The sequence below is a fragment of the uncultured Gilvimarinus sp. genome (assembly GCF_963972205.1).
GTDB lineage: Bacteria > Pseudomonadota > Gammaproteobacteria > Pseudomonadales > Cellvibrionaceae > Gilvimarinus > Gilvimarinus japonicus.
This window is the reverse complement of record NZ_CAXAUC010000002.1, coordinates 305,070-329,106: the sequence shown is the minus strand read 5'-3', so window position 1 is coordinate 329,106 and position 24,037 is coordinate 305,070. Positions and strand designations below refer to the sequence as shown.

Here is a 24,037-nt window from a genome sequence, read left to right as displayed (position 1 = left end):
ATAGAGATTTTATGGAACAGGTATTTAATCCCCAGAGATTAGAAGTTGCCAGACAAAGAAGACAGTTATCCAAAAAAGCTTTCGCAGAAAGTTCGGGGATCGCAGACAGAACACTCAGAAAATATGAAAAAGAAGGGTTTGAAAACCTAACGATAGACGAACTTTCGAAATTTGCCAAAGCGTTAGATTATCCGTTGGCTTTTTTTTACGGAGATGATCTCGAACCTATAGATTTCGAGTCTGTGAGTTTTCGCTCGCTTTCATCAACCAAAGCAAGCCAGAAACTTAGCGCCATTGCAGCAGGAACACTGGCGTATGAATTCAATAAGTGGATGGAAAATAAATTCAATCTTCCCAAGGTAAATGTCCCTCAGTTAGGCCTTCAAAACTCTCAAGATGCCGAAAAATCAGCCATAGTAGTTAGAAGTATTTGGGCAATTGGTAACAAAAGTATTTCTAATGTAGTCCACCTTCTCGAAAAGAACGGCGTACGTGTGTTTTCTTTGTCAGAGAACAATTTGAACGTTAACGCTTATTCCTTCTGGAAGGATGGCGTACCATTTGTTTTCCTTAACAACAAGAAATCTGCTGAATGCCAACGGTTTGATGCTTGCCACGAACTTGGGCACCTTGTAATGCACCACGATGGCACGCCTCGCGGAAGGGAGGCTGAAATGGAAGCTAATAGGTTTGCGTCCGCCTTACTAATGCCGGAGGACTCCATAAGTCAATACTCCTTCCGGCATACCAACTTATCAAATCTAATCCAATTTAAGCACAACTGGAAAGTATCGCTTGCCGCATTAGTTAGGCGGCTTTTCGACTTAAATAAAATCTCCGATTGGCACTATCACGACTTCAGCCGGCAGATGGGAATGAGAGGGTATTTCAAGGCTGAGCCAGATCCTATGCCGGAGCGCGAAAAATCTAAAATTTTAGAAGTTATATTGAGCTCTCTTAGAGAGGAGAGAAAAACGCTCAATCACTTATCGAAGGAATTGCGCCTACCAGTAGATGAGCTGCACCAATTATTGTTTGGCCCTTCGACTCCAGACAGCAAGCTTTTGAGGCAGTCTAATAAATTGCCTAGTTTAGCGGTCGTGTAAGCCTCGCAACCATTTACAGCAGTAGCTAACGCTCATCGCCTGCTCCACCCAACAGCCTAAAATAGCAAGCTCCCAGCTCAACTTTGAGACGCCACCATACAAAAAGCCGCTATCTTCTCTGGTAGCGGCTTTTTATTTAAAAGAGCGAATCAAGCCGCCTAACTCACCATTCTAAGTCGCTTTTTAAAGCTTTAACTAAAGCATCTGCCAGACGTTTTTGCGTGACAACATTGGGGTGATAATCACAGCCGTAACCATCGTCAGGTTCAATTTTACCCAAATCGATAACCTTAACCTGACCAGAGGCAATAGCCTCAAGATCGGCTTGCTGCGCCGCACGGGCGTCACCCGTGAGCATGGGGCTTACCATTAAATAAATGGGTCGCTCGGGGTAGTCGGTTTGTACTTGCGACACAAATTCGCCCATCGCCGCGCGATACCCCGCCGCACTGCCCTGCCAAAAATCGTTAGTGCCAATCGCAATCACAACCGCATCGGGGCGAAAGCGCGAGCTATCCCAAGCGCTGTCAAAATCGTCACCCAGCGTCAATTTACGGCGCTCGCCAATAGTCGGATTGATGGGCTCTTCTTCGCCGTACGAACGCCATACCCCAATACCGGACCAGGCGATGGTGTGGATATCGGCATTAAGCTGGCGCGCCGCAACCCCGGCGTAAGCAAGCAAAGGGGTACTGGTTGCCTGCGAGTAACTGCAATCTTTACTGGTGCCCTCGACACCATAGCCTGCGGTAATGGAGTCGCCAATCACCAGCACGCGACGCGACGCGGGTGCCGGAGGCGCCAGCAGTCGGCCATCAGTAACCGGATCGGAAACTAGCGCTGTCACCCCGGAGAAGGACTCGGCTAACCGGGTTAATCGCACCTGATGAGGTTTGTCTTCGAGGCCGGAGGTTAGGGTGTAATCGGCCTCACCCGCTTTTACCCAAAGCTCGGACTTCTCACCGTCGACCTCCACCATAAAGCGTATATCGGCCGTACTGGCAAGCCGGATGGCAGCACTTGATCCTTTAAACCGAAACGCCACTGAAGAGCCCGGCCAAGTAAATGCCGCGCGCCCATCCGTGCGCTGATCAAAGCGGCCCACCAACGTAACAGACTCCCCCGAAAAGCCTTGCTCTGTTTGCAGTGTCGCCGTAGGGGGTAGTACGCCGGACACTGGAGCACACGCAACCACCGAGCAAAGTGCCAGCGTGGCGATTATTGTTTTTAACATGAATACAGCCCTTAAAACTGAGTTGTGGTAGCCATACTACAGCGTGTTGCCCAAAAACACCTGCAAACAGGTACCGAAGCGTAAAAACACAAAAGTGGGAGCCGGTTTCCCGGCTCCCACAAGGCTATGTACATGCTACACAAGTTTTTGGGTCGGAGAGCTTACAAGCGCGCGCGGATACCCAAAGCCACACGACGCTCTTGCACGTTCAAAGAGCGGAACTGATCTTCAAACTGCGCATAGTTGCGATAATCGGTCTCGGTCAGGTTAGTACCTTGCAAATAAACCGCCACGTTATCGTTGATATCGTAATTAATCGAGGCATCCAAATAACCGGCGGACTCAGACCAATTGCCCAAGCTGATAGCCGCCTCGTTGGTATTCAAACCCACTTGGCCTTGAAAGATATCACTGCGCCAGTTGTAAGCGACCCGCGAGCTAAGCTTGTCACCCTGATACCACAACACCAAGTTGGCCTGGTGCTCGGAGTTGGAGTTAAGCGGGAAGCTGTTGCCTTCAAGGTCGACGCTACCGGAGTCGTTATCCGAGTAGGTATAGTTAGCCTCGATACCGGTGTTAGCCAAAATGCCCGGCAAGAACGTCATCGCCTGCTTATAGCCCACCTCAAACCCTTTCAGGTCAGAGGCCGGAACGTTTTGGGTGGTCCAGATATTAACGGAGCGACGGATAACGCCGTCAGAGTCTGGGTACTGACGCTGCTCTTGCATCGCTTGCGCGGCACTTTCAACCTCAATTAAGAATACACTGGCACCCAAGATACCGCCCTCGCCAAAGTACCACTCAGTCGAGATGTTGTAGTTGTTGGCACGCCAAGGGTCGATGTATGGGTTGCCCTGATCGTTACCACCGCCAGGGCTTGCGACCATTTTGTAAGTTTCACCATTATCGTCTACGAGATCACCTTCCGGCGTATAAACGCGATACTCCTGATACCACAGAGACTCGCCCTCACCTACATTTTGTAGATCGTTACGAGACATAGTTTCGCTATAACCAAAACGAACAATTAAATCCTCGCGCGGGTAAAAGTTAATATTAGCCGAGGGTAATACATCGGTGAACGACGTCTCGGTCGTCTCGTTGCCCAGCACTTTAGGCAAGACCTGCCAGCCTTCCGGCTCGCCGTAAGTGGCTGAGTAACCACCGCCGTAATAAGAGCCCTCCTCAGGGGTTGCGCTCTGATCATAAACACTGTTGACGACTTCACGGCTAGTTTCAACAACGCTCACACCAATGTTTCCATCAAATGGAACACCAAACAGGCCATCTAAACTTTCAAAGTTAAACTGTACATAACCCGAGGTTTCTTCCTCAACTACCGAGTAAGCGCGCGACGGATCCGCAAACTCTTCGGCGCCGGGGTAGACGAAGTTCATAAAGCCATTCAAATCGTCTAGGCTTTTAGGGTCTAACGCCGCAACACCATCGCCCCAGCCACCAAAGGGGCCAAAGTCGTTATAAGAGATCAGTTGCTCGCGCAGGTCATCATACGGCGCCAAGCCTAGATCAGCATTGCCTTTAAAGTCTGTCCAGTCGGGGTATTGCTGCCAAATAAAATCACCCGGCAAAGGTTCGTACCACAGATCTTCTGGAACATTGGGATTGGCCCACGTAGAGTGGTAGCCTGTTGGGGTCATGTAAATAAAGCGAGTATGATCGACATCGCGACGACCGTAGCGAACGCCAAAGTCTACCGAAGTAAAGCCCGAGAACTCAAACTCGTAAGAGCCATCGGCGCGGGCAGCGTCGAGTGTAGCCTCATCGTTAGTCCCGTCGGCAAAAGCTTGAAACAGGTTTAAACGATCGGTGCTGGATAAATCATCTTCAAACTGAAAAGTTGGGTACTCTTCGCCGTAATCCACCGTCACCCAAAACGGTTCGACCGGATCATCCTGGCCATCTTCGTCTTCATCGATCCAGTACCACTCGGGAGTACCCTGCTGAAAGCTCGCGTTGGCGTAGTCTTTCTCGGCCTCAGCGTGAATATAACGCACCGAACCCGTAAACGGGCCACCATTGTCGAAACTCAACTCTAGGTTGGCATTGAGCGCATCGGTATGGTTTTGCTTACTTTGCGTGGTTGCCTGAAAATCAGGCGCCTCAACTACAGCCACTTGAACCGAGTTAATGACGCGCTCTGGAGTATCGCCTTCGGCTGGCACAACGGCCTCAACTTGGGTTTGCGTGCCGGGCCGCAACACATCGTAATTGTCTTCATTACTGCCATTAAACTGAGTGCGAACACCGCGATCGTACTGATCCATTTTGGTGTAAAACACATCCGCGGTTAATTCCAGCGCATTGCTAATGTCAAACTGCAACGAGCCGGCAAAGCCTTCGCGCTCGCGCTCCATCACAAACGCACTTACGCCATAACCAGCAGGCACTAAGTAGCGATCATTCAAATCACCGTTATCATTAAGGTCCAACGGATCGCCACCCGCATTCACAAAACCTAAACGCGCATCCTCCCAAATTTGATAATTGGCAGCATTAGAGTTGGATTTAAAAACGCCGAGGGTAAAGCCAAATCGATCACCGTTATAACCCACAAACGCATTGGTGTTGTAGTTGTCGTCTTCGGTAATGGAGCCTTGTGAGACTTCGGCGCTGCCAACGGCCGTCCAGCCTTGCTCTAGGTTGCGCGGGCGACGGGTTTTTAAATCGATAACGCCCGAAATACCGCCGGCTGACAGGCCCGCACTTTGCGATTTATAAACATCCACACCCGAGATCATCGAGGCGGGAATATCACCGTAATTAGCGCCTACATCGGTAATAGACCAAGGGCTTAAAAATTGCTCGCCGTTCAAAGTGGTCAACACCTGAGGCATACCGCGCACGTTCAGGCTCGTACCTTCACCTGCGGTGCGCTGAATTTGCACGCCGGTTACACGCTGTAATGAATCCGCAATGGTTACGTCGGGTAGCTTACCTATGTCTTCTGCAACGATAGAGTCGACAATAACTTTGGAGTCGCGTTTTACGTCAACCGCCGCCTCTTGAGAGCTGCGAATACCGCGTACAACAACCTCTTCAAGTAGCAATTGCTCATCGGACGTTTGTTGGGCCTGAACCACACTGGCAGTTGCCGTCAGGGACAGTGCCGTAATCCATGTGGACAGAACTCGCTGATTAGGGAGTGTTTTTCTCATGACTTGCCTCTTTTATATTTTATTGGCCTTTGCTCATTAGGCTGGCTGAGGAGCAACCAGAGCCGGATGGGCAAACGGGCATACCAGACTGTTATCTTTTTATACGATAACTGCCTTTATCGTCGCGGTATTCTCCACAAAAATGTAACCGATTACAACAAAATATTACAAAGATTTACCGCCAAGACATTCACAACTAAGGTCTTAACCATGCAGAACGAGCCTTTCACGCCCAAACACCAGCCCATAAAAAAGCCAAATAATCTATAAATTTCAATGGGATATAAAGATATTGCTCGATATTGAGGTACCCGAGCGACATCCTATTGATCGTGCGTCTGAACGAGAGGGGGTTCCCTAAAGACGGCGAGGACGCTGGAAAACTCAAATAAAAGAAAGTCGGGGCGGGCAATTATGTAACCGGCGTTCACGGCGCAAGCCAAGATGGCCTACTTTACGTCTAGTGCCTGTACGATTGAATCAATATTCACTGAATACACGAGCAAACGGCTCATAGCTCTACTCCATCGTCCCTCCAATCTCGTACACCCCGTGCAAGGTTCGGTTGACAGCCGGGCTGCGGAGTTGACTGACCGAGAAGATAAAGCTGGATGGGCCGGAGGCACGAATGCCGGAGACACTGCCGCGCACGGTAACACCCGCTAAGTCCAGCTGGCTATTGTGGGCGAGAATTCCGATAGCGCCGATAAGCTGGCCATTGGTCATGTTCACCCGCGATTGGTTTACCTGCAGTGCAACCTTTTGCGATAACACATTCACATTGCGCAGCTCCACGTCAGAGTCTGTCACAACAATCGATTCGGCTTGTACATCTTCTAGTACCGCGCCATCGCATTCGCGCAAGTCAATGGCGGTAAAAACGCCCGTGTAATATTGGTCGCGCTGATTGCGACACACCAGATCTCCGTTTTGCAAGGAGGGGGTAGCCGGTTCTGATGCTACTGTGTTGCCGGCAAAAAAATCGAGCAATAGCGGGTTAAACGCATTGGGCTGCGCCATAGGCACGTGCCCGGTATTGCGAAGAACCACTCGCCGAGCTTGAGGTAGTTGCCCCGCCAGCAAAACGCCTGTTCGCGGTGGTGCCACAGGGTCTTGATCGCCCCAAACAATTAAGGCCGGCACACTTACCTGCGCAAAAGCACGCGTAAAATCTTCACCAATTAAAGCAAGTGCGGCGTTTGCGTTGGGCTGATCGTCTAACAGGGTCGACCAGGCGGTATCGCTAGCGCGCAATATTTTTATAGGGTCGGGCAGACTTTCGGCAAAGCTTAGCACTTGGCTGCTCCACTGACGCAACTGATCGCCCGCCATCTCTTTGACAGAGGCAGGCAACGAATCAATATAAGGTGCGGTGCCGCTGCTGATTGGCAATGCACTGGAGTGTGATAAAAAAGCCGTGCGCTGCAAAACACCAGCAACACTGACCAGCGCCACGCGGTGCAAGGTATCGGGAAAGCTCGCCGCATAACGTAAGGCAACCGCGCCGCCCATGGAGTGGCCCACTAAATAAACGCGCTCATGCCCGTTTTGACTCACTAACCACTGTAGTACGCGCGCATATTGCGTGGGCGAATAACGCCCTTTAGGTTTTTGCGATAACGCAAACCCGGGCAAATCCATCGCCAACACATGGTAACGCTGCGCCAGTACGGGAATAACATTGCGCCAATCGCGATAACCATTTTGCCCTAAACCGTGCACCAGAATGACGGTCTCGGGATTGCCCACTCCGGCCTCAACTAAATACATACGGCTATTGAACACCGGCTCATAGACAAAACCCGCCTGCGCTATCCCTGTTAGACTAGGGACGACCGGCGGCGCCTCGATACTCTTTTCTGCCAAGCGCTCAAGCACCTGTGCCTGAGCGGTAACGCTTAAACTCAGCGCTATACTGACCAACCAACTGCCTCTACAAATTAACGACAAAAACTTCTCCAAATTCTTTTGATCGGTACGCAGTAATAATGTTTTAGCGCTTATGTTTATCGTTAAAGGCCACGTCTTCAGCTTGCGTCGTGCCGGCATCGTCCTGCAGAACCCGGCGTAGCTCATCAAGATTTTTGCGAATGGCGCGGCCGTAGCTTTTATCGTCGCCCCACAGCTTAGCCAGTTTGCGCAATGATTTTTCATCGTGCTCTTCAAACAATTGCCCCGCTCGCTCGGCCGCCTGCTCTGGCTGCCCCAGAGCCTTGAGCGCATCAACGCCAAGCATCAAGGCCGAGTGAAATGTCTCGCGCCGCAGCCCTGCCACATCAGCGGCAATAAGCTGGTAAGCGTGCCGTCGGTCAATGGCCCGCACCAGTATTTTTAAATTGGGAAAGTGCTTTTGCGCCGTCGTCACAATGCGCATTGCCCGGTCGGGCTCATCGACCGCCACCACCAGTATTGCGGCTTCGTCGCCACCAGCGGCACGCAACAAGTCAGCGCGCGACGCATCACCATAATACACTTGGTTGCCAAAGCGACGTACCAACTCTACCTGCCCCGGACTATGATCCAAAATCGTCATGCGGTAGCCCTGCGCGCTAAGCAAACGTCCGACAATCTGCCCAAAGCGGCCGTATCCGGCGATAATCACATGATCGGTAGGCGCAATATCGGCATCCGCCTCTGGCTCCGGTTTATTTTGTCCGGTTCGGCTAAAAAACACCTCATACGCGACCAGCAACAGTGGTGAAACCAGCATCGACAGCGCGACTATCACCGTAATAAGTTGTCCAACCTCGTCACTAAAAACAGTCATCTCACCCGCGGCCGAGACAATTACAAAGGCAAACTCACCGCCTTGCGCTAAGGCCAATGAAAACAACAGGCCGCGCTTAACGCCCATCTTAAAAATAAGCGCCAGAAACATCAGTACGCTCGCTTTAAGTGTAATCAGGCCAACAACGGCCAGCGCGATCACGATGGGCTTATCAAGTAGCACATCAAAATTCACACTGGCGCCGACGGTAATAAAAAATAACCCCAACAACAGCCCTTTAAAGGGCTCGATATCGACCTCGATCTCGTGACGATACTCACAGTCAGCCAGCACCACACCGGCAATAAAAGCCCCGAGCGCAGGCGAAAGCCCCACGGCCTGCATCAATACGGTTATGGCAACGACAATCAATAACGCAAAGGCAGTAAAGATTTCACGCGTATCTGTCTCAGCTAATAACCGGAACACAGGTGCGGCCAAAAAGCGCCCGGCCAAAATCACCACTGCAATGGTCGCAATGCTAACCAGCACCTGCATCGGCGCCGATAAGCTCGCAATAAAATTGGCATCGGGGGTAACCGCATCAGGACTGCCACTACCGCTGCTGAGTAAAGGCAATAACGCCAGAATCGGAATAATAGCGATGTCCTGAAACAGCAGTACCGAAAAACTATTGGAGCCGGCAGGGGTTTTTAACAGCCCCCGCTCGGTGAGCGACTGCAATACAATGGCTGTCGACGACAACGCTAACGCCAAGCCGATGGCGAGAGCGGGCTTCCAGGCGAGATCGCTCACCGCGACGATGATTAAGGTTAACAGGGCCGCCGTGAGCACAACCTGAAGGCCACCCAAGCCAAGAATCGGTCGGCGCAGTGCCCACAATCGCGCCGGTTGCAGCTCGAGGCCGATCAAAAACAGCATCATAATAATGCCGAACTCGGCCACATGCATGACGTCGGTCTGATCACCCACCAAGCTTAGTGCGTAAGGGCCTATAATAACGCCGGCAAATAAATACCCCAGCACCGAACCAAGCCCCAACCGCTTGGCAATTGGCACCGCGATAATAGCTGCACACAAATAGATCAGCGCATTTTGTAACATCAAACCGTCTCCTGGAAGTTATCCCTCAACGCCACCTCTTGCACACAAACACTGAACCACGACACTACTAGCCGCCGTACAATGCTAAGATAAACGCTTATGCTAATAGCGCATAGTAGCGCCCACACACGTATTTATATACCAGCAATAGGAGACTCGTCCCCATGATCACCATCGAGTCCGTAAAAGTCACGCCAGTTGCCGCGCCCCCGACGGGATTTGGCGGCGATGCCCGCAATATCGCTCAGGGTGGCCCCACGTACGCCAATGTTTATCTACAGCTTGGCACTAACGATGCCCAACTAAGCGGCAGCAGTATTATCTTCACCAACGGTCACGGCCTTAAGGAGATGTGCGATTTAACCGAGCAGTTTGCAACACGCTTCTTGCTTGACGCTAATACCCCGGTGCGAATCGACACGTTACACGAGGGCACAAACTTTGGCCGCCTGTGCCAATCGATGCTGCAAGACTCCGATTACGGCTGGCTGGGTGCGGTGGGCATGTCTCGTATGGCCATTGGTGCCGTTATTAACGCGCTGTGGGATCTGCTCGCAAAGCAGCAACAAAAGCCCGCGTGGCATGTGCTCGCCGAGATGACCCCGGAGCAACTGATTGCCTGTATTGACTTTGAACACATCAGCGATGTGCTGGCACCAGCCGAAGCACTCGCCTTGCTGCAGGACGCTCAAACGGGCCTTGCAGAGCGTATCAAGCGGGTGTATCAACGCGGCTTGCTCGCCTACAACACCGCGGGCTGGAGCGGTATTAGTATCGACGAGCTGCAAACGCAAACCCGGCTGATGATTGATCGCCGATGGCCACAAATTAAAATTAAGGTGGGCGCCAGCTTTGCCGAGCGTCGCCTTAAGCTTAACGAGCACGCAAAAGCCCCCAGCCGTACCGAGCTTGACCAGTTGGCCCGGCAAGCCGCCGACGACGATCTGGTGCGATTGCAAGCAGTGTTTCAAACCATTGCCGCGTATGACCGCCGGCACCACCCACTGCAAATTGCGGTGGACAGCAACCAAGTGTTTGATACACGCTCTGCCGTCGTGTTTATCGGGCATCTCGCAAAAGAGCTGTACCGTCTCAACCCGGACTATAAAATCGTCTGGTTTGAAGAGCCCACAACCCCACACAGTGCCATGGCACATTTAGCTATTCAGCATGCCCTGCAATTGGCCTTTACCGATTATGAGCCCAGCTTAAACATACCATTATCGACCGGCGAGCAAGGTGCGTCACCGGTGGTCTTTAAAGACCTGTTATTTGCCAACCTTGGGCGTTTTGAGCACGAACAGACCTGCGCCATTGAGGTCATTCAGATGGATTACTCTCGAGTGGCAGGCATTGCTGATAACCTTGCAATTTTATTGCTCGCCCAACAGGCGCGCCGCCAAGGCCGCGATGTGCGGATTTGCCCACACACTGGCGGCATCGGCTTGTGTGAGGGTATGCGCAATGTACAAGCCCTGCAGCACGCGCTGTTTGGCCACACAAACGCTGGCGGTACACCCGACATTTTAGAGTTTGTCGAAGAGCCCGACCGCAGTGTTCACGAAGGCGTGTTCCGCAACCCCGCCATTGTCGTCGACGGCCACTACCAAATGAACACCACCCCAGGGGTCGGGGTCGATTACAGTGAAGAAGGCTTAGCCCTCTACCGGCTTCCCGATGGCCAAGCCTGGAGCGCGAACGAAAAATACCGCGAGCTCGCCAAACGTCTTAGCCGTTAAGCGCGGGCTCTTACCCGCCAGGCATGAGCCGTGGACGCTCTGCACTGCAGCCACGGCTCAATGATCGGCACCTGCAGCTCGCCGACGTTACCTACCTTGGTCACCGCCTGAATCATCATCGGTAGACGGCTGTTGCGCTCCGCGCTGTGATACGGGCGATTTAGCGTGCTTGGCATCCGTATCCGTGCCGTTAGCAGCAGCGTCCTCGTCGTTATCGGCTTTCGCCTCTAACGCATCGTCGGCATCTGTCATACGCTCAACCATAATGCGCGCCGGCGGCGCAGTGCCGTCTTTATCTTCACCAAAGTACAGAGTCTGATGGGGAAACGGTATTTCGATATCGTGTTTGTCAAACGCGTACTTCATGCGGCGATTAAACTCTCGGCCCACGACCCACTGTTTGATCGGCAAGGTCTTAATGCGCGCTTTAATAATAATGGCGCTATTGGCAAAGGCATCAACCCCGAGCACTTCCAATGGTTCTAGAATAAGCTCTTTAAAATCCTCGTCTTTTTCCATTTCTGCGCTAATGCTTTTTAACACATCAATCACCTCGTCGGGGCTTTCACGATAGGCGATGCCAACATTAAACATATAGTAACTAAAGTGCTTGGTGTAGTTCTCAACCACTGTAATCTCACTAAAGGGTACGGTATAAACTCGACCGTCCAAATCCCGCAGCTGCACTTTGCGCAGGGTGATCTTTTCAACCAGGCCCGTACGGTTACCCACACAAGCTACATCACCTACCTGGATAAGGTCTTCAACAATAATAATAAACCCATTTAGCACATCTTTAATAAGCGCTTGCGCACCAAAGCCGACGGCGACACCAATAACACCGGCACCGGCCAGTAGAGGTGTTACATCGATACCCAGCTCGGCAATAACAGTGATACCAAAAATGACCAAAACCACCCCGTAAAGCACATTGCGCGCAATGGGTACTAGCGTGTTAACCCGCGAGCTTCCGCGCTTTTCCAAGCGGTAAAAATAACGTTCCACGGCGGCTGATATCAGCTCGAATAAAATCACCGAGAAAATCAGAGCGATCAGGAAGCTAAACAAGCTTTCAAACCATGACACAACGGTTTTACTGATGGTGAGATCGGCAATACCACCCCAGCCCACAACCATAATCGCCAAGCCGGTAAACAGAAACACAAACAGAAAGAAAATAATGTTGATTAAACGCTGATAAAAATTCAGCCGGTTATGGTTAAAGCGAAAACGTTTTCGGGCTGCATGCAGGCGAGTAAACAGCTTTTTATTCAGCCACTGAAACAACACCACGACCGTTACGGCGATAAATACAATTAAGCCAGTCGCCAGCCAGCGGCCAGAGACCGTTGACTCAATACCGAGAGCATCCAAAGCCCCTTCTACTCCGCTCTCCCAGCTTTCGGTTACCTCGTCGACATTAATCACCTGGTTGACATCCACCGCCAACGAGTGGGACTTGCTCGCGCTTTCTTCACACGAGTCGCCTTCGCAATCGCTTGATGCCGAACTCGCACTTGAGGATTCTGAGCTCGAAGAAGAGGAACCCTCACCCAAATCAAGACTAAACCCCGGCATAGCTACCGCGGCTTGACTGACACAAGCAAGCAATAAAAACGCTAAGATTAGGCGCCATCCGACGCAACGAGAAGGGTTCATAGCAAGGTTCTCTTTGATTACAGTTAGGCGTATAGACTGTGCACCGTCAGGTCACACAATAAAAAAACGGTGGCGTACTCTAAAGTACGCCACCGTTTTAGTACTACTTGGTATTACTTAAGTAAGACCCACAATGGCAAGATTAGCAATTCTCGCCAGAGACTTCTTCACAAGCGTCTTCCATGCCGTCACCGACGTCATCAGCCGCATCACCCATTGCATCTTTGGTTTCTTCGGCCGCGTTATCCATGCTTTCGCCCATTTCCTCGACAGGGCCATCATTGGTATCGCACGCCATAAGAGGGACAGTGATCATCATCATTAACAGTAATTGTTTAATTGCTTTCATTTTTTGCTCCTTGGTATTGGCTGTTTTTTCTTCGCACCCAACATAAGACTGTTATTTACAACCTATGTCTGGCGTTACGTGTTTTACCTTATGCGTGAACCGTGCCAACTTTTAATAAGACCGTATTAGTGGCCTGCAACGCGACTCTAACTCTTTAAAAAGGCTTTTCTTGCAACTTTTACACGCAACATCTGGTAGCTTACAAAAGCAATCATCACCAGCGGCCAAGGCTACAGGCACTAACGCCTCGGCCTCCGATGCCATCAGCTGCTATTAGGTTTTAGCACACTCCCCGTTAATAGCAAACAAATGCTCTGCGCGCTTAACCAAGCAATCGCTCCAATGCCGCCAGCGACAATGGCTTTAACAGGCCCGATTCAATACCGCACTGCTTGGCACGCGCCTCGTCCAAGGGATCACCGCTGGCCAAAATCAGCCGGGCATCAGGCACTAATGCCCGGCATTGCTGCGCCAGCTGATAACCATCCATATCCGGCAGGTTGGCATCCAGCAAAATAATACTGGGCGACTCGCTCACCAGCAAAGATAAAGCTTCGGCCCCGTCGTTCGCGCCCAGCACTCGCCACTGCAGCAGCTCCAGCAAACTGCTGGTGGCCAGCAATGCATCAGGGTTGTCCTCGACCACCATAATAACAGGCTGCTCTGAAGCTTGAGCGTCAGCCGCTTCGGCCTCCGGGCCATGTATTGCGCTGGCGGCCTCGGCGCGCAGATGGCGCAACAACAAGATGTGCAATTGCGCCTGATCGACTGGTTTACTTAAATAAGCATTAAAACCCGACGCCAAACAGGCATCCATATCGCCTTTCATATGGGCAGCGGTTAAGGCGATAAGCGGCGTTGTAGGGTCAACTTCCCTCAGGGTTTGGGCCGCTTCATGCCCGCCCATCACGGGCATATGAATATCCATCAGCACCAGGTCGTAGGGCTTTCCCTGTTGTTTATTGGACTTAATCCGCTCTATGGCCTCAGCGCCGTTCTGAGCGTAATTGACCTCGACCCCCGTCATTTTAACGAAGTGGCCAATCAACATTCGAATATCCCGCAGGTCATCCACCACCAAGACACGACCGCTAAGCCGCGGCACCTCGCTTAACGGCCCGCGCTCGTTGTCCACCTCAAGAGAAAACATCTCGCGGTCTTCGTCCGGCACTTCACCCACACCGACATGGAAGCTAAAGGTGCTGCCCTCCCCCGGCGTGCTGGTGACGTCGATAGCACCACCCAGGCGCTCGACCAACTGGCGACTAATGGCCAGCCCCAACCCGGTACCCGCCTGAGACTGCGAGTAAGAATCTTTGGCTTGGACAAACGGCTGGAATATTGCCGCCTGGGACTCAGGCGTAATACCCACACCAGAGTCGACCACCCAGAAGTGAAGTTGCTCAGCTCCCTCAACCGCCACCATTTCAACCCTAACAATAACGCGGCCATGATCAGTAAATTTAATGGCGTTACCGATTAAATTTAACAACACTTGGCGCAAGCGGGTCGGGTCAGTAACAATCCGGCGCGGCAGCGGCGTCGGGGTTTCCATCAACAACTCAAGGTTTTTATCCACGGCAGCGCCGCGCATTAAAAAATAGATGTCGGTTAAAAACGACGACAAATAAACTTGCTGGGGCTCAAGCTCAAGCTTGCCCGCTTCAATTTTAGATAAATCGAGAATATCATTCAGTAAGCCCAACAAGTGCTTACCATTGCGATGCACCACCCGTAAATGACCGGCGGACTCCACATCTTTGTTGGTGTTAAGCAACAGCTCCGTAAACCCGAGAATTGCCGATAACGGCGTGCGTAATTCATGACTGAGGTGGGCTAAAAACTCACTTTTTGAGCGGTTTTCGGATTCGGCTTTTAAGCGCTCGACTCGCTCTCGCTCCATTTCGCGCCGCGCCAACGCGTAGCGAATGGCTCGAGCAAGCTGCTCGGCACTGAGACTGGCTTTTACCAGATAATCTACCGCGCCGGCCTGCAACGCCTGCATATCCACCTCGCCCTGGTGCATACCGGTCAGTAGAATAATCGGCCCGGTAAAGCCCAGCGACTGCGCCTCGCCTAGCAGCTCAATACCGTCGCGGGCACCTAAGCTGTAATCCATAAGACACAAATCGTGCACATTGCTGCGCAACTGCTCTCTACCGGCGTCGTAACTAGGGGCCCAATCCACTTGATTGGGCCCCGTTGTTATTTCATCCAGCAGGTCGCGGGCGAGTAAAAAGTCATCTTCATCGTCATCGACGATTAATAGCTTTACGTCTTGCATAAAAAGTTACGGCAACTCGACAAATTCTACCCAGTACTTACCTAAGGTGCGCATCAGATCTACCAAAGCATCAAACGTTACTGGCTTAGAGATATACGACGCGGCGCCCAGATCGTAGCCTTTAATCATATCCTCTTCCGCTTTTGAGGTGGTTAAAATCACTACCGGAATACGCCGTAAAGCCGGATCGCCTTTGATTTCCGCCAAGGCCTCGCGGCCGTCTTTTTTCGGCATATTTAAATCGAGTAAAATTAACCCTGGCAAAGGATAAGCACTGCGATCGGCAAACTTTCCATCACCTTTTAGGTACTCTAATAGCTCGACTCCATCCTCGGCGAAATGCAGCTCATTGAGGACACGACTTTCTACCATCGCCTCTTCGGCCAGCAGTCGGTCATCAGCATCATCATCAGCCATCAGGATGATTAACGGCTTCTTTTCTACATTCATGGAAGGTTATTCCTCTATCGTTGCCAGCTCGAACTGAGTGGTTGGCATAATAATAATAAATTGGGTTCCGACACCGACTTCACTCTCGGCAATAATACTACCGCCATGGCGCTCGACGATTTTTCGGCAAAGCGCCAATCCAATACCCGTGCCAGCGTATTCATTGCGGCCATGCAAACGCTGAAACAAGTTAAACACCCGATCATTGTATTGAGTGTCAAACCCAATACCGTTATCGCTAAACACCAAGCGAATCCATTCGCGAGTCTCTTCACCTTCGTCCTCTGGTACATCTTCTGCCGCTACCGGCTCACTATAGACTTTAATCACAGGGGCCGTGTCCGGGCGTCGGAACTTAAGGCTATTGCCTATCAAGTTCATAAACACTTGGCCCATTTGCGAGGGGTCGGCGTCAATCTGTGGCAGATCACGCGCCTCAATTGTCGCCCCGGAATCTTCGATGGCATACTCCAGGTCTTCTTGCACACCCTTCATCACATCATTGAGGGCAACCGGTTCAAACGGTTTTTGCTGCGTGGTCACCCGCGAAAAGCTCAACAAGTCATCAATAAGGTGCGACATGCGCTCGGACGCGGCGTGCATTCTGGCGATATAGTCGGCGCCGGTGTCCCCCAGCGCCTCACTGTATTTTTTAAGCAGGCGATCACCAAAGGCCCGAATTTTGCGCAGCGGTTCTTGCAAATCGTGCGAGGCCACAAACGCAAACTCTTCTAGCTCGCGATTGCTGCGCTGCAATTCATCGGAGTACTGCTGCAGGGCATAGGTGCGTTCTTCAACTTTCTCTTCTAGCTCGCTATTGGCCTGTTCAATCTGTGCGTAAAGCGCACTCACGCGCCGCGAACTGCGATACACCGCCAGGAAAATCACCAACGACAGCAGCAACCCTAAAATATTGGTAGCAAATAACGACTGCAAAATAAACTGACGATCCTCTTGCGATTCGTAGCGATTTTTATACAGCAACATCAACTCATCGGCTTCCATATCATCAAGCAGCTCACTGAGTTGGCGCATCAAACGAGCGCCCACATCCGAGCGAACACGATTCATGGCTTGCTCACGCTCACCGGCATGCACCAGCGAGACAGTCTCTTGCATCTCATCAATTTTTTGATTAGTTAGCTCAAACACGCGTTTAAAACGTGTTTGCTGCACAGGTAGCTCCGTAGAGGCACCCGAAAGCGATGCGAGTAACTCGTCGGTTTTTGCCAGCGCGTCATGGTAGGGTTGCAGGTATTGGCCGTCGCTAGTCAATAAATAACCGCGCTGACCACTCTCGGCATTCACCAGCTCTGTTTTTAGCTCTTTGATAAGAGCCAACACTTCTAGAGTATTAGTAACCCCTTGGCTGTTTTCGTGCATTACACCAATGGAGCGATAGGCAGTACTCATGCTAATAATAAAAAATGCCACCAGCGCCAAGAGTACAAACAACCAAGAGCGACCTGGTAATTTCTTACCTTCGCGAAAAAATCCGATCAAGCGTTATCTCCTGCATCAGTGCCATTAGCTGACTGCTCGTGAGACAGCTGATCACGAAGCTCCGACAGCACAGTATCGCAGCGTCGGCACTCCTGCAAAATCCGTTCAAAAATAGCCGTTGCTTTGTCGGTGTCACCGGTCCGCTCTAGTGTTAGCTTGCCGAGTTCGGCATTTACCGAAATGTTATTAAGTGGGTTTCGCACATCGTGAAGCAACCGCTGCGTGTCGCTACTCATACAAATCCTTGCATATTTTAAAAAGTGAATTAAACCAAAACTTACCGCTGACCATCTCAGTCCGAGCTACTGCTCGGAGTAGCTATTCAACCGGTTGTAGAGAGTCTTTAAACTAACACCCAGCATCTCGGCCGCTTTTTTCTTGTCGCCGCCCAAGTGCTCCAAGGTCGACTCAATCAACTCACGCTCAACATCTTCGACCGTTTTACCGACCGTAATACCAGCATTTTTGTTATCGCCAACTTTAGAGAAAGGCGACGACAAGTCATCTGGCAACACCAGCATCTGAGTCTCAGGATCGGCCATAATAAAAGCGCGATGCACCGCGTGGCGCAACTCACGCACATTGCCCGGCCAGTCGTACGCCTGCAGCCGCGCCAGATCTTTAGGGTCGATCGCAATACTCGCTTTATACTGTCGGTTAAAGCCCGCCAAGAAGAACTCGATCAACATCGGAATATCATCGGGTCGCTGACGCAAAGGCGGAATATGTATCGGGAACACAGCCAAACGAAAGTACAAATCCTCCCGTAAGCACCCTTGCTCCGCTATATCCATTTCGCTGCGGTTGGTAGCCGATACCACTCGGCAATCGACATCAATTGCACTGGTAGCGCCCAACCGAGTGACTTTATGGGTCTCCAGCACCCGTAACAGGTTGGGCTGCTGATCGATTGGCATCTCGGTAACCTCGTCCAAAAACAAAGTCCCCTCGTGGGCCAGCTCAAACACCCCGGCTTTGCGGTGAGTGGCCCCCGTAAAAGCGCCCTTCTCGTGGCCAAACAGCTCACTGCTGATTAAATCCCGGGCAAACGCGCCACAGTTTGCAGGGACGAACGCGCCCTTGGGCTTACTCGCCGCATGAATAGCTGACGCTACCACCTCTTTACCCACGCCACTCTCCCCCATCAGCAAGACATTCGCCTTAGTCTGAGAAACGCGCTCAATCATCTGATACAGCTTTTGCATAGGCGCCGACTCGCCCACCAAATGACCAAAATGCAAAGCAGCATCGGCTTCACCGACATCATCATCGGCCTCAAACAGCGATTGCAACTGGGCCAGATCAATAGGTTTAATCAAATACGAGATATTGGGGCCGTACAGATCTTTAACGATAGATTTTACCGAGGGGTGCCCGGTTACTAGAGTAACCCGGGTTTGATCACGGTTTTTAATGGAGTCCAGCACATGCAGGCCGCTGCCATCAGGCATAATCAGGTCGAGTATTACATGATCAAAAGATCGTCCCGAGGCGGCCCGTTGCGCCTGCTCGACCGTACTGGCTGACACCACGGTGTGCTGAAGTAACTCTAACAGCTCGGTAGTCGCCTCTAAAAATCCTAAATCGTCATCAACCAGTAAAATTTGCGCCACGCCGTCTTCCTCGTTTCTTTAATCCAGTCTTACTCAGGGCGATAATGCTACACCTTTTTGCAAAATATGCGCACTTATTTGCACCCGAATTGGGCGCATATTAACGCCTTTACGCCTCAGCCCACAGGAGCCGGGTGCCCGCCAAAGAGAATTTAATGGGCAAGCATGGCATAAACGTTGCTCAGGTTCCAATCAGACAAGCGTCAACAACATGACTACGATTGGTTTTAACGAGGTATACCATGAACAACTCTCCCCTTAGCGCCCCTAGCGGCAAGACCTTAACTTACTTGGCAGGACTTAGTGGTGTTGACTCGCTCGAGGCCGATAACCTTTCGCGGCACAACCACAACAGCCACCCCCAAAAGCCTCGCAGCTTAACTCAGCGCCTTCGGGTCATATGGAAAAAACGCCGGCGCGACAGCGCCAGGGCGTAAACACCCTGTCGCTCTTCTTGTAACAAATTCCACGCAGGAGGAGCGATTAAGGATTGCTAACGTAAGAAAGGTATCACGCCTAATGACTACGATTGAGTTGAGATACGCTGCTAACCTACCCCCAAAAGACAACGCCAAAAGTACGCAAAAAACAATATAGCCCTCTGGCTAAGACACCTCAGGGGAGCAGCCGCAGCCAATCACCCAAATAAACGCATCGATAAACTGCCGTAGCGCAACGCTTTAAGGGGTAAGTTTTTATCCGGCGCTATACGCTCGGCCAAGACGCCCGCCACCGCCGCAGCAGCAACGGCACCCCAAAATAAGGAGCGGCGGTCAAAACCGCCATAATCGACATCAAGTTTGCTACCCAAGATCGCCCTCTGGCGGCTTAGCTCCTGACTCTTTTGCTTTACCCGACCGGTCAAGCTCATTGCGAACCCCCTGCATAATAGTCTTAAATTGACGGCGCGATTCAGACATTGTCATCCGACGACGATAGCGCTTAACACTAAACCACAGTGTCAAAGACAACAGTAACTGCATAACAAAAAGTACCGCAAACCCGACTATCGGCATTCCACTAAGACTGTAGCCTGCCCATGCGAGCAATGCTGACAACGACAACCAGGTCAGTAATAACGCCAGCAGCAATAAAAGCCAGCTACCCAAAAGAGCAAAAAAGCTCTTAAAGGCCAAAAGCAGCTCTAAGCCCAACAGCTCAGAATAGCTCTTTAAGCAGCCAATTAACTCTTCACCAATAACAACGGCTTGGTGAAACTCTTCCGCGATTCGGTCAGCGGGTCCACGGCTTTTCTGCCCGGACGACGCCTCTGCTTCTAACTCAGGATCGACTGAGCGGGGCTTACTCGCCCCGCTCTCATCTTTAACGCTTTCAGGCGCCACTTAGGATTAATCTCTGTTAGAAGATTTCAGTAAACGAGAGACTAACCAGCCCGCAGCAAAAGCAACCCCAACGGTCACTAGTGGGCGCTCACGCACAAAGTCCTCAGCGCGGTCACCGTACTCACGGGCTCGAATTTTTCCTTCCTCTGCTTTTAAGCGTGCGCCTGCGGCACCGGCCGCACCGATGGAGCCTACAGCATCATAAACACTCGAGGTCGCTTGTTTAACTTGGTCCATTGCTTCAGACATGGTTACTCCTTCTGCGTTGGTTGTGGCTCCAGCTTTCTGCGATTTACCTGATTGTGTAGCCATTGTTAAATTCCTCTCAATAATGGTCTTCCGGATTGATGTAGGTAGTAGGAGCCCCTTTAACTATTGTGCAGGGGCTCAGTACTGTCAAATACACTTAAGCTACATCTCTTTTCTTGCCTTTTACGTTAGCCGGTACAGTACCGACTGTTAAGGCCGGCGGCGACCAAAAATAAGCGACAAGATAAACAACACCAAAAATACGACAAACAAGATTTGTGCAATGCCCGTCGCGGCACCAGCAATACCGCCAAAACCAAATACTGCTGCAATCAGTGCGATAACAAAAAATAAAATTGCGTAACCTAACATAGCCTTTCTCCTTTGCTGTTAACGCCGCCATTTGCAACTGTTAAGTTTTGGCGGCTTTCACGGTTTATACTTCAAGCCTCGTGCCAACTCTTAAAAACCCTGCCTTTACTGGGCTGCAGAGCAACCGCAAGAAACTAAACCGGGGTAAAAACAATTTGGCCCCTTTTTTATTGCAACATCTGCACGTAACGACGCAGCTTTTACATATAACCTGAAGATCTTTTGCGTTAGCGATTAAGACTCTGAAGGCGCCTCATGATGTTCGGTCGCGGCAATGCCATCGTCTTCGTAACCACCATCCAACACACCTACCCAGCGCCCCATAAGGTCTAGGTGGGTCGCCAAAATACGGCCACAAACCAACAGCGGTATCGCTATAAGCATCCCTACCGCGCCCCACAGCCAACCCCAGGCAAACATCCAAAGTACCACCAGCAGCGGGTTCATATTAAAGCGCTGCCCCAACAAGGTTGGCGTTACAAATTGGCACTCAATAAAATTTAAAACCAAAAAGGCACCCGGTACTAAAACGATACTGCCCCAACTGGAAAACTCCATAAAGCCAACCCCCGTAAGGATGACCGCCAACAACATGGGCCCTACATAAGGTGCAAAATTTAAAATAGTGGCCAGCGCCCCCCACAAAAGCGCATCCTCAACCCCCAGTAAATGCATCGCACCCGCGGTCGCCAACCCCAAGCCGACATTAATAAGAGAGATCACCAACACATAATGCGAGATATCATTCTGAACCGCCTGAAACACCACGACTGTGGATTTTTTAGCGCTAAAAGTTTGGCGAGCTTTTACCACATGGCGCATTAGCTCCTCGCCAAACACCAAAAAGAAGTATGTGATAACCACCACCGCGCCTACCTGGATGGCAAAAGACGCGGTTGTTTCCGCTAATACCGACACCGCAGAGTGCAGCGTCGAGTCGACGGCGTTTTCTATCGAATCACTATTACCTGAAGAGCCAGACATAACACTCTCCTTGATCGCCGACAGCGACTTACTCATCTCGCCCATCTCACTGGCAAGCTTTTCGCTTAATCTCGGGATCACTTGCAGCCAACGTGTCGCCGGCTCAACCAACAAGCTAAACAAATAGCCCAGCCCGCCGGTTAATGCACTAATGACAAGTATGGCACCGACAGGCTTGGGCACATAAACGACTGCCAGCAACCGCACCAATCGACTCGAAAACAATGCCACAAATGCCGCCACGAAAATGGGCACCAATAATGTTTGCGAAAAATACAGCGTGTACAACACAGCGAGCACCGCCAACAGCTTAAGCGCCAGCCGAGCCCCGTTAGCCACAAACCTAGCGCTAACATCCGTTTTTTCATGATCGATTTTTAATGATGTAGTCATTCGTTGTGCGCCTCTGGCCTTCGCCTTTGTGGTGTTGCAGTGCCAATAGCCGCACCGCGCCCTATAAACAAAAGCGTAATCAGCTGCGAAAAGCGTACCAGCGCACAAAATCGTACCAAACGGCCGCGCAAGCCCTCTCCGCCGGCCATTCAAACGCGCTTTGCAAAATATCAGCGCATTTTATCTGTAGATTTTTCACAAATTTGCAAATTGCGGCACGACGATTTCAGGTAAGCGCCGTAAAGCGCGACCGCACGCTCTGACAAACAGAGCAGCCGCACCGGCCATACCGGCTGCGCACCTCTTATATAGACGGCGCCCGAAGGCTTTTACGCGATATGTAAGAGTGCGCTTTTTTACACAACAGCCCTACTGGCACGATTTACGCATACGTCCCACCCATTAAGGTTAAGTAAGCAAAAGAATCGCCCCGTCAGTGTTATCGACGAACAGTAGGTTTAATAGCGGAGTTACCCCATGAACAGCCCGGAAAAACATTCACTGCATCATATGATTGCCCCCGTTACCTCAGTCGCGTTGGTCACTGCATTTTCGGTTTCAACGGCCATTGGCGCCAACGGCAAAAGCGCTTACGCGGATAAACCCAGTGCCGATGAGTACTGGGCCGAGTTTAGCCAAGATCAAGGCCAGAGCTGGGACTCAGAACAGGAGGCATTTCGCGATGGCTGGGTAGAAGGACGGCTCGGCGCGGTACTTGCGTTAAACGAGCATTTAAACCCCTTTAACATTACCGCCAAAGTGACCGCCTCAACCGCCACACTTACTGGTGCAGTTGCCAACGAGATCGACCGAGAACTTGCGACCAATGTCGCCATGGGTATAGAAGGCGTCGAAAAAGTCGCCAATGAGATCACCATCGACAACTCGCTGGCAAAAAACACCGACGAAGAACAAGGTCGTGATTTTTCCGAATACCTTTCGGATATGTCGACCACCGCCTCAATCAAGACTGAGCTGCTTGCTTCGTCCAACCTCAACGGTATTGGCATTAATGTCGATACCTACTTAAACGAGGTAACCCTGTCGGGCTCCGTTGCCAACGAAGCGCAATTAAAATTGGCCGAGGCGATGGTCACCAAACATTCCGACATCGAAAAAGTACACAACCAATTAACCATTGAGCCATAGGCCACTGGATTTTATAAAACGAAACAACCGAGAGGCAGCCAAATGACACACAGTGCATTTATCAAAGATCTGGACAACCGTCGCGCACTCGCACGCAAGCACATGATGAACGGGGCGGTCACCGAAGACTTTACCCAAGACAAAGATAAGATTATCGATCTGCTCAACGAAGCGCTCGCCACCGAGCTTATCTGTGTGCTGCGCTATAAAGCGCACTATTACACCGCCCATGGCCGCGGCGCCAAAGTGGCATCGGCCGAATTCTGGGAGCACGCCCAAGAGGAGCAAGAGCACGCCGACCAGCTGGCCGAGCGTATTGCGCAACTCGGCGGCGTACCCGAGATGAATCCCGATGAGCTATCAAAACGTGCCCATAGCGATTATCACAGCGGTGGCGACACGCTGGAAATGCTGCAAGAAGACCTAGTGGCCGAGCGCATTGCCATCAGCAGCTACCGAGAAATGATTAACTATGTCGGCGAAAAAGACCCGACCACACGCCGGATTCTGGAAGAACTGCTGGCAAAAGAGGAAGAACACGCCGATGATTTGGTCGACTTAATTGAGCATATCGACGGTGAACGGTGAACGGTGAACGGTGA

Annotated in this window: 20 protein-coding genes; 4 read left to right on the top strand and 16 right to left on the bottom strand. The window is 51.3% G+C overall.

Going from position 1 to position 24,037, the window contains the following annotated elements:
• Positions 1-11 precede the first annotated feature (11 nt).
• Positions 12-1,106 carry an XRE family transcriptional regulator gene (locus tag AACY82_RS05965; protein ID WP_339615868.1) on the top strand — a complete coding sequence of 365 codons (1,095 nt, stop codon included), beginning with the start codon at positions 12-14 and terminating at the stop codon, positions 1,104-1,106.
• A 163-nt stretch (positions 1,107-1,269) separates the two neighbouring features.
• Here AACY82_RS05965 and AACY82_RS05960 read toward each other — a convergent pair whose 3' ends face one another.
• The 4 genes from AACY82_RS05960 to AACY82_RS05945 all read right to left on the bottom strand — a co-directional run bounded on the left by AACY82_RS05960 (position 1,270) and on the right by AACY82_RS05945 (position 9,348).
• Positions 1,270-2,340: an SGNH/GDSL hydrolase family protein gene (locus tag AACY82_RS05960; protein ID WP_339615867.1), complete on the bottom strand. Its 1,071-nt coding sequence runs from the start codon at positions 2,338-2,340 to the stop codon at positions 1,270-1,272.
• Between the two features lie 161 nt (positions 2,341-2,501).
• Positions 2,502-5,516, bottom strand: coding sequence for a TonB-dependent receptor (locus AACY82_RS05955; RefSeq protein ID WP_339615866.1), 3,015 nt, complete (start codon positions 5,514-5,516; stop codon positions 2,502-2,504).
• Positions 5,517-6,035: 519 nt separating this feature from the next.
• Positions 6,036-7,466: an alpha/beta hydrolase gene (locus AACY82_RS05950; RefSeq protein WP_339615865.1), complete on the bottom strand. Its 1,431-nt coding sequence runs from the start codon at positions 7,464-7,466 to the stop codon at positions 6,036-6,038.
• 43 nt (positions 7,467-7,509) lie between these two features.
• Positions 7,510-9,348 (bottom strand): monovalent cation:proton antiporter-2 (CPA2) family protein, encoded by a 1,839-nt coding sequence (locus AACY82_RS05945; protein WP_339616068.1) that lies wholly within the window; start codon positions 9,346-9,348, stop codon positions 7,510-7,512.
• Positions 9,349-9,512: 164 nt separating this feature from the next.
• Between AACY82_RS05945 and AACY82_RS05940 the strand changes: the two genes are divergently transcribed.
• Positions 9,513-11,087, top strand: coding sequence for an enolase C-terminal domain-like protein (locus AACY82_RS05940; RefSeq protein ID WP_339615864.1), 1,575 nt, complete (start codon positions 9,513-9,515; stop codon positions 11,085-11,087).
• Between the two features lie 87 nt (positions 11,088-11,174).
• On the opposite strand, the gene AACY82_RS05935 is transcribed toward AACY82_RS05940, so the two are convergent.
• From AACY82_RS05935 to AACY82_RS05880, 12 genes are all read right to left on the bottom strand, one after another.
• On the bottom strand, positions 11,175-12,746 hold the full coding sequence (locus AACY82_RS05935; protein WP_339615863.1) for a mechanosensitive ion channel family protein: 1,572 nt from the start codon (positions 12,744-12,746) through the stop codon (positions 11,175-11,177).
• A 142-nt stretch (positions 12,747-12,888) separates the two neighbouring features.
• Positions 12,889-13,095, bottom strand: coding sequence for a hypothetical protein (locus AACY82_RS05930; protein WP_339615862.1), 207 nt, complete (start codon positions 13,093-13,095; stop codon positions 12,889-12,891).
• A gap of 322 nt (positions 13,096-13,417) precedes the next feature.
• Positions 13,418-15,379 carry a response regulator gene (locus AACY82_RS05925; protein ID WP_339615861.1) on the bottom strand — a complete coding sequence of 654 codons (1,962 nt, stop codon included), beginning with the start codon at positions 15,377-15,379 and terminating at the stop codon, positions 13,418-13,420.
• Positions 15,380-15,385: 6 nt separating this feature from the next.
• Positions 15,386-15,829, bottom strand: a complete 444-nt coding sequence (locus AACY82_RS05920) for a response regulator (protein WP_339615860.1) — start codon at positions 15,827-15,829, stop codon at positions 15,386-15,388.
• A gap of 6 nt (positions 15,830-15,835) precedes the next feature.
• Positions 15,836-17,332, bottom strand: coding sequence for a CHASE3 domain-containing protein (locus tag AACY82_RS05915; RefSeq protein ID WP_339615859.1), 1,497 nt, complete (start codon positions 17,330-17,332; stop codon positions 15,836-15,838).
• Positions 17,329-17,568 carry a histidine kinase dimerization/phospho-acceptor domain-containing protein gene (locus AACY82_RS05910; RefSeq protein ID WP_339615858.1) on the bottom strand — a complete coding sequence of 80 codons (240 nt, stop codon included), beginning with the start codon at positions 17,566-17,568 and terminating at the stop codon, positions 17,329-17,331. The genes AACY82_RS05915 and AACY82_RS05910 overlap by 4 nt, the downstream gene beginning before the upstream one ends.
• A gap of 66 nt (positions 17,569-17,634) precedes the next feature.
• Positions 17,635-18,945 carry a sigma-54 dependent transcriptional regulator gene (locus AACY82_RS05905; protein ID WP_339615857.1) on the bottom strand — a complete coding sequence of 437 codons (1,311 nt, stop codon included), beginning with the start codon at positions 18,943-18,945 and terminating at the stop codon, positions 17,635-17,637.
• 637 nt (positions 18,946-19,582) lie between these two features.
• Positions 19,583-19,756, bottom strand: coding sequence for a hypothetical protein (locus AACY82_RS05900; RefSeq protein WP_339615856.1), 174 nt, complete (start codon positions 19,754-19,756; stop codon positions 19,583-19,585).
• Entirely contained in the window at positions 19,749-20,288 is a 540-nt protein-coding gene (locus AACY82_RS05895) for a hypothetical protein (protein WP_339615855.1), read from the bottom strand. Before AACY82_RS05895 ends, AACY82_RS05900 begins: the two co-directional genes overlap by 8 nt.
• A 6-nt stretch (positions 20,289-20,294) precedes the next feature.
• A complete protein-coding gene (locus tag AACY82_RS05890; RefSeq protein ID WP_339615854.1) occupies positions 20,295-20,537 on the bottom strand; it encodes a hypothetical protein in 243 nt (80 codons plus the stop codon).
• 210 nt (positions 20,538-20,747) lie between these two features.
• Entirely contained in the window at positions 20,748-20,909 is a 162-nt protein-coding gene (locus AACY82_RS05885; protein WP_339615853.1) for a DUF1328 domain-containing protein, read from the bottom strand.
• A 234-nt stretch (positions 20,910-21,143) separates the two neighbouring features.
• Positions 21,144-22,286: an AI-2E family transporter gene (locus AACY82_RS05880; RefSeq protein ID WP_339615852.1), complete on the bottom strand. Its 1,143-nt coding sequence runs from the start codon at positions 22,284-22,286 to the stop codon at positions 21,144-21,146.
• A gap of 477 nt (positions 22,287-22,763) precedes the next feature.
• On the opposite strand from AACY82_RS05880, the gene AACY82_RS05875 reads away from it, so the two are divergent.
• Complete coding sequence (locus AACY82_RS05875) at positions 22,764-23,435, top strand: BON domain-containing protein (protein ID WP_339615851.1); 672 nt, start codon at positions 22,764-22,766, stop codon at positions 23,433-23,435.
• 42 nt (positions 23,436-23,477) lie between these two features.
• The gene (locus tag AACY82_RS05870) at positions 23,478-24,023 is read left to right on the top strand and encodes a ferritin-like domain-containing protein (RefSeq protein WP_339615850.1); all 546 of its coding nucleotides are present in this window, start codon (positions 23,478-23,480) and stop codon (positions 24,021-24,023) included.
• Positions 24,024-24,037: the final 14 nt, after the last annotated feature.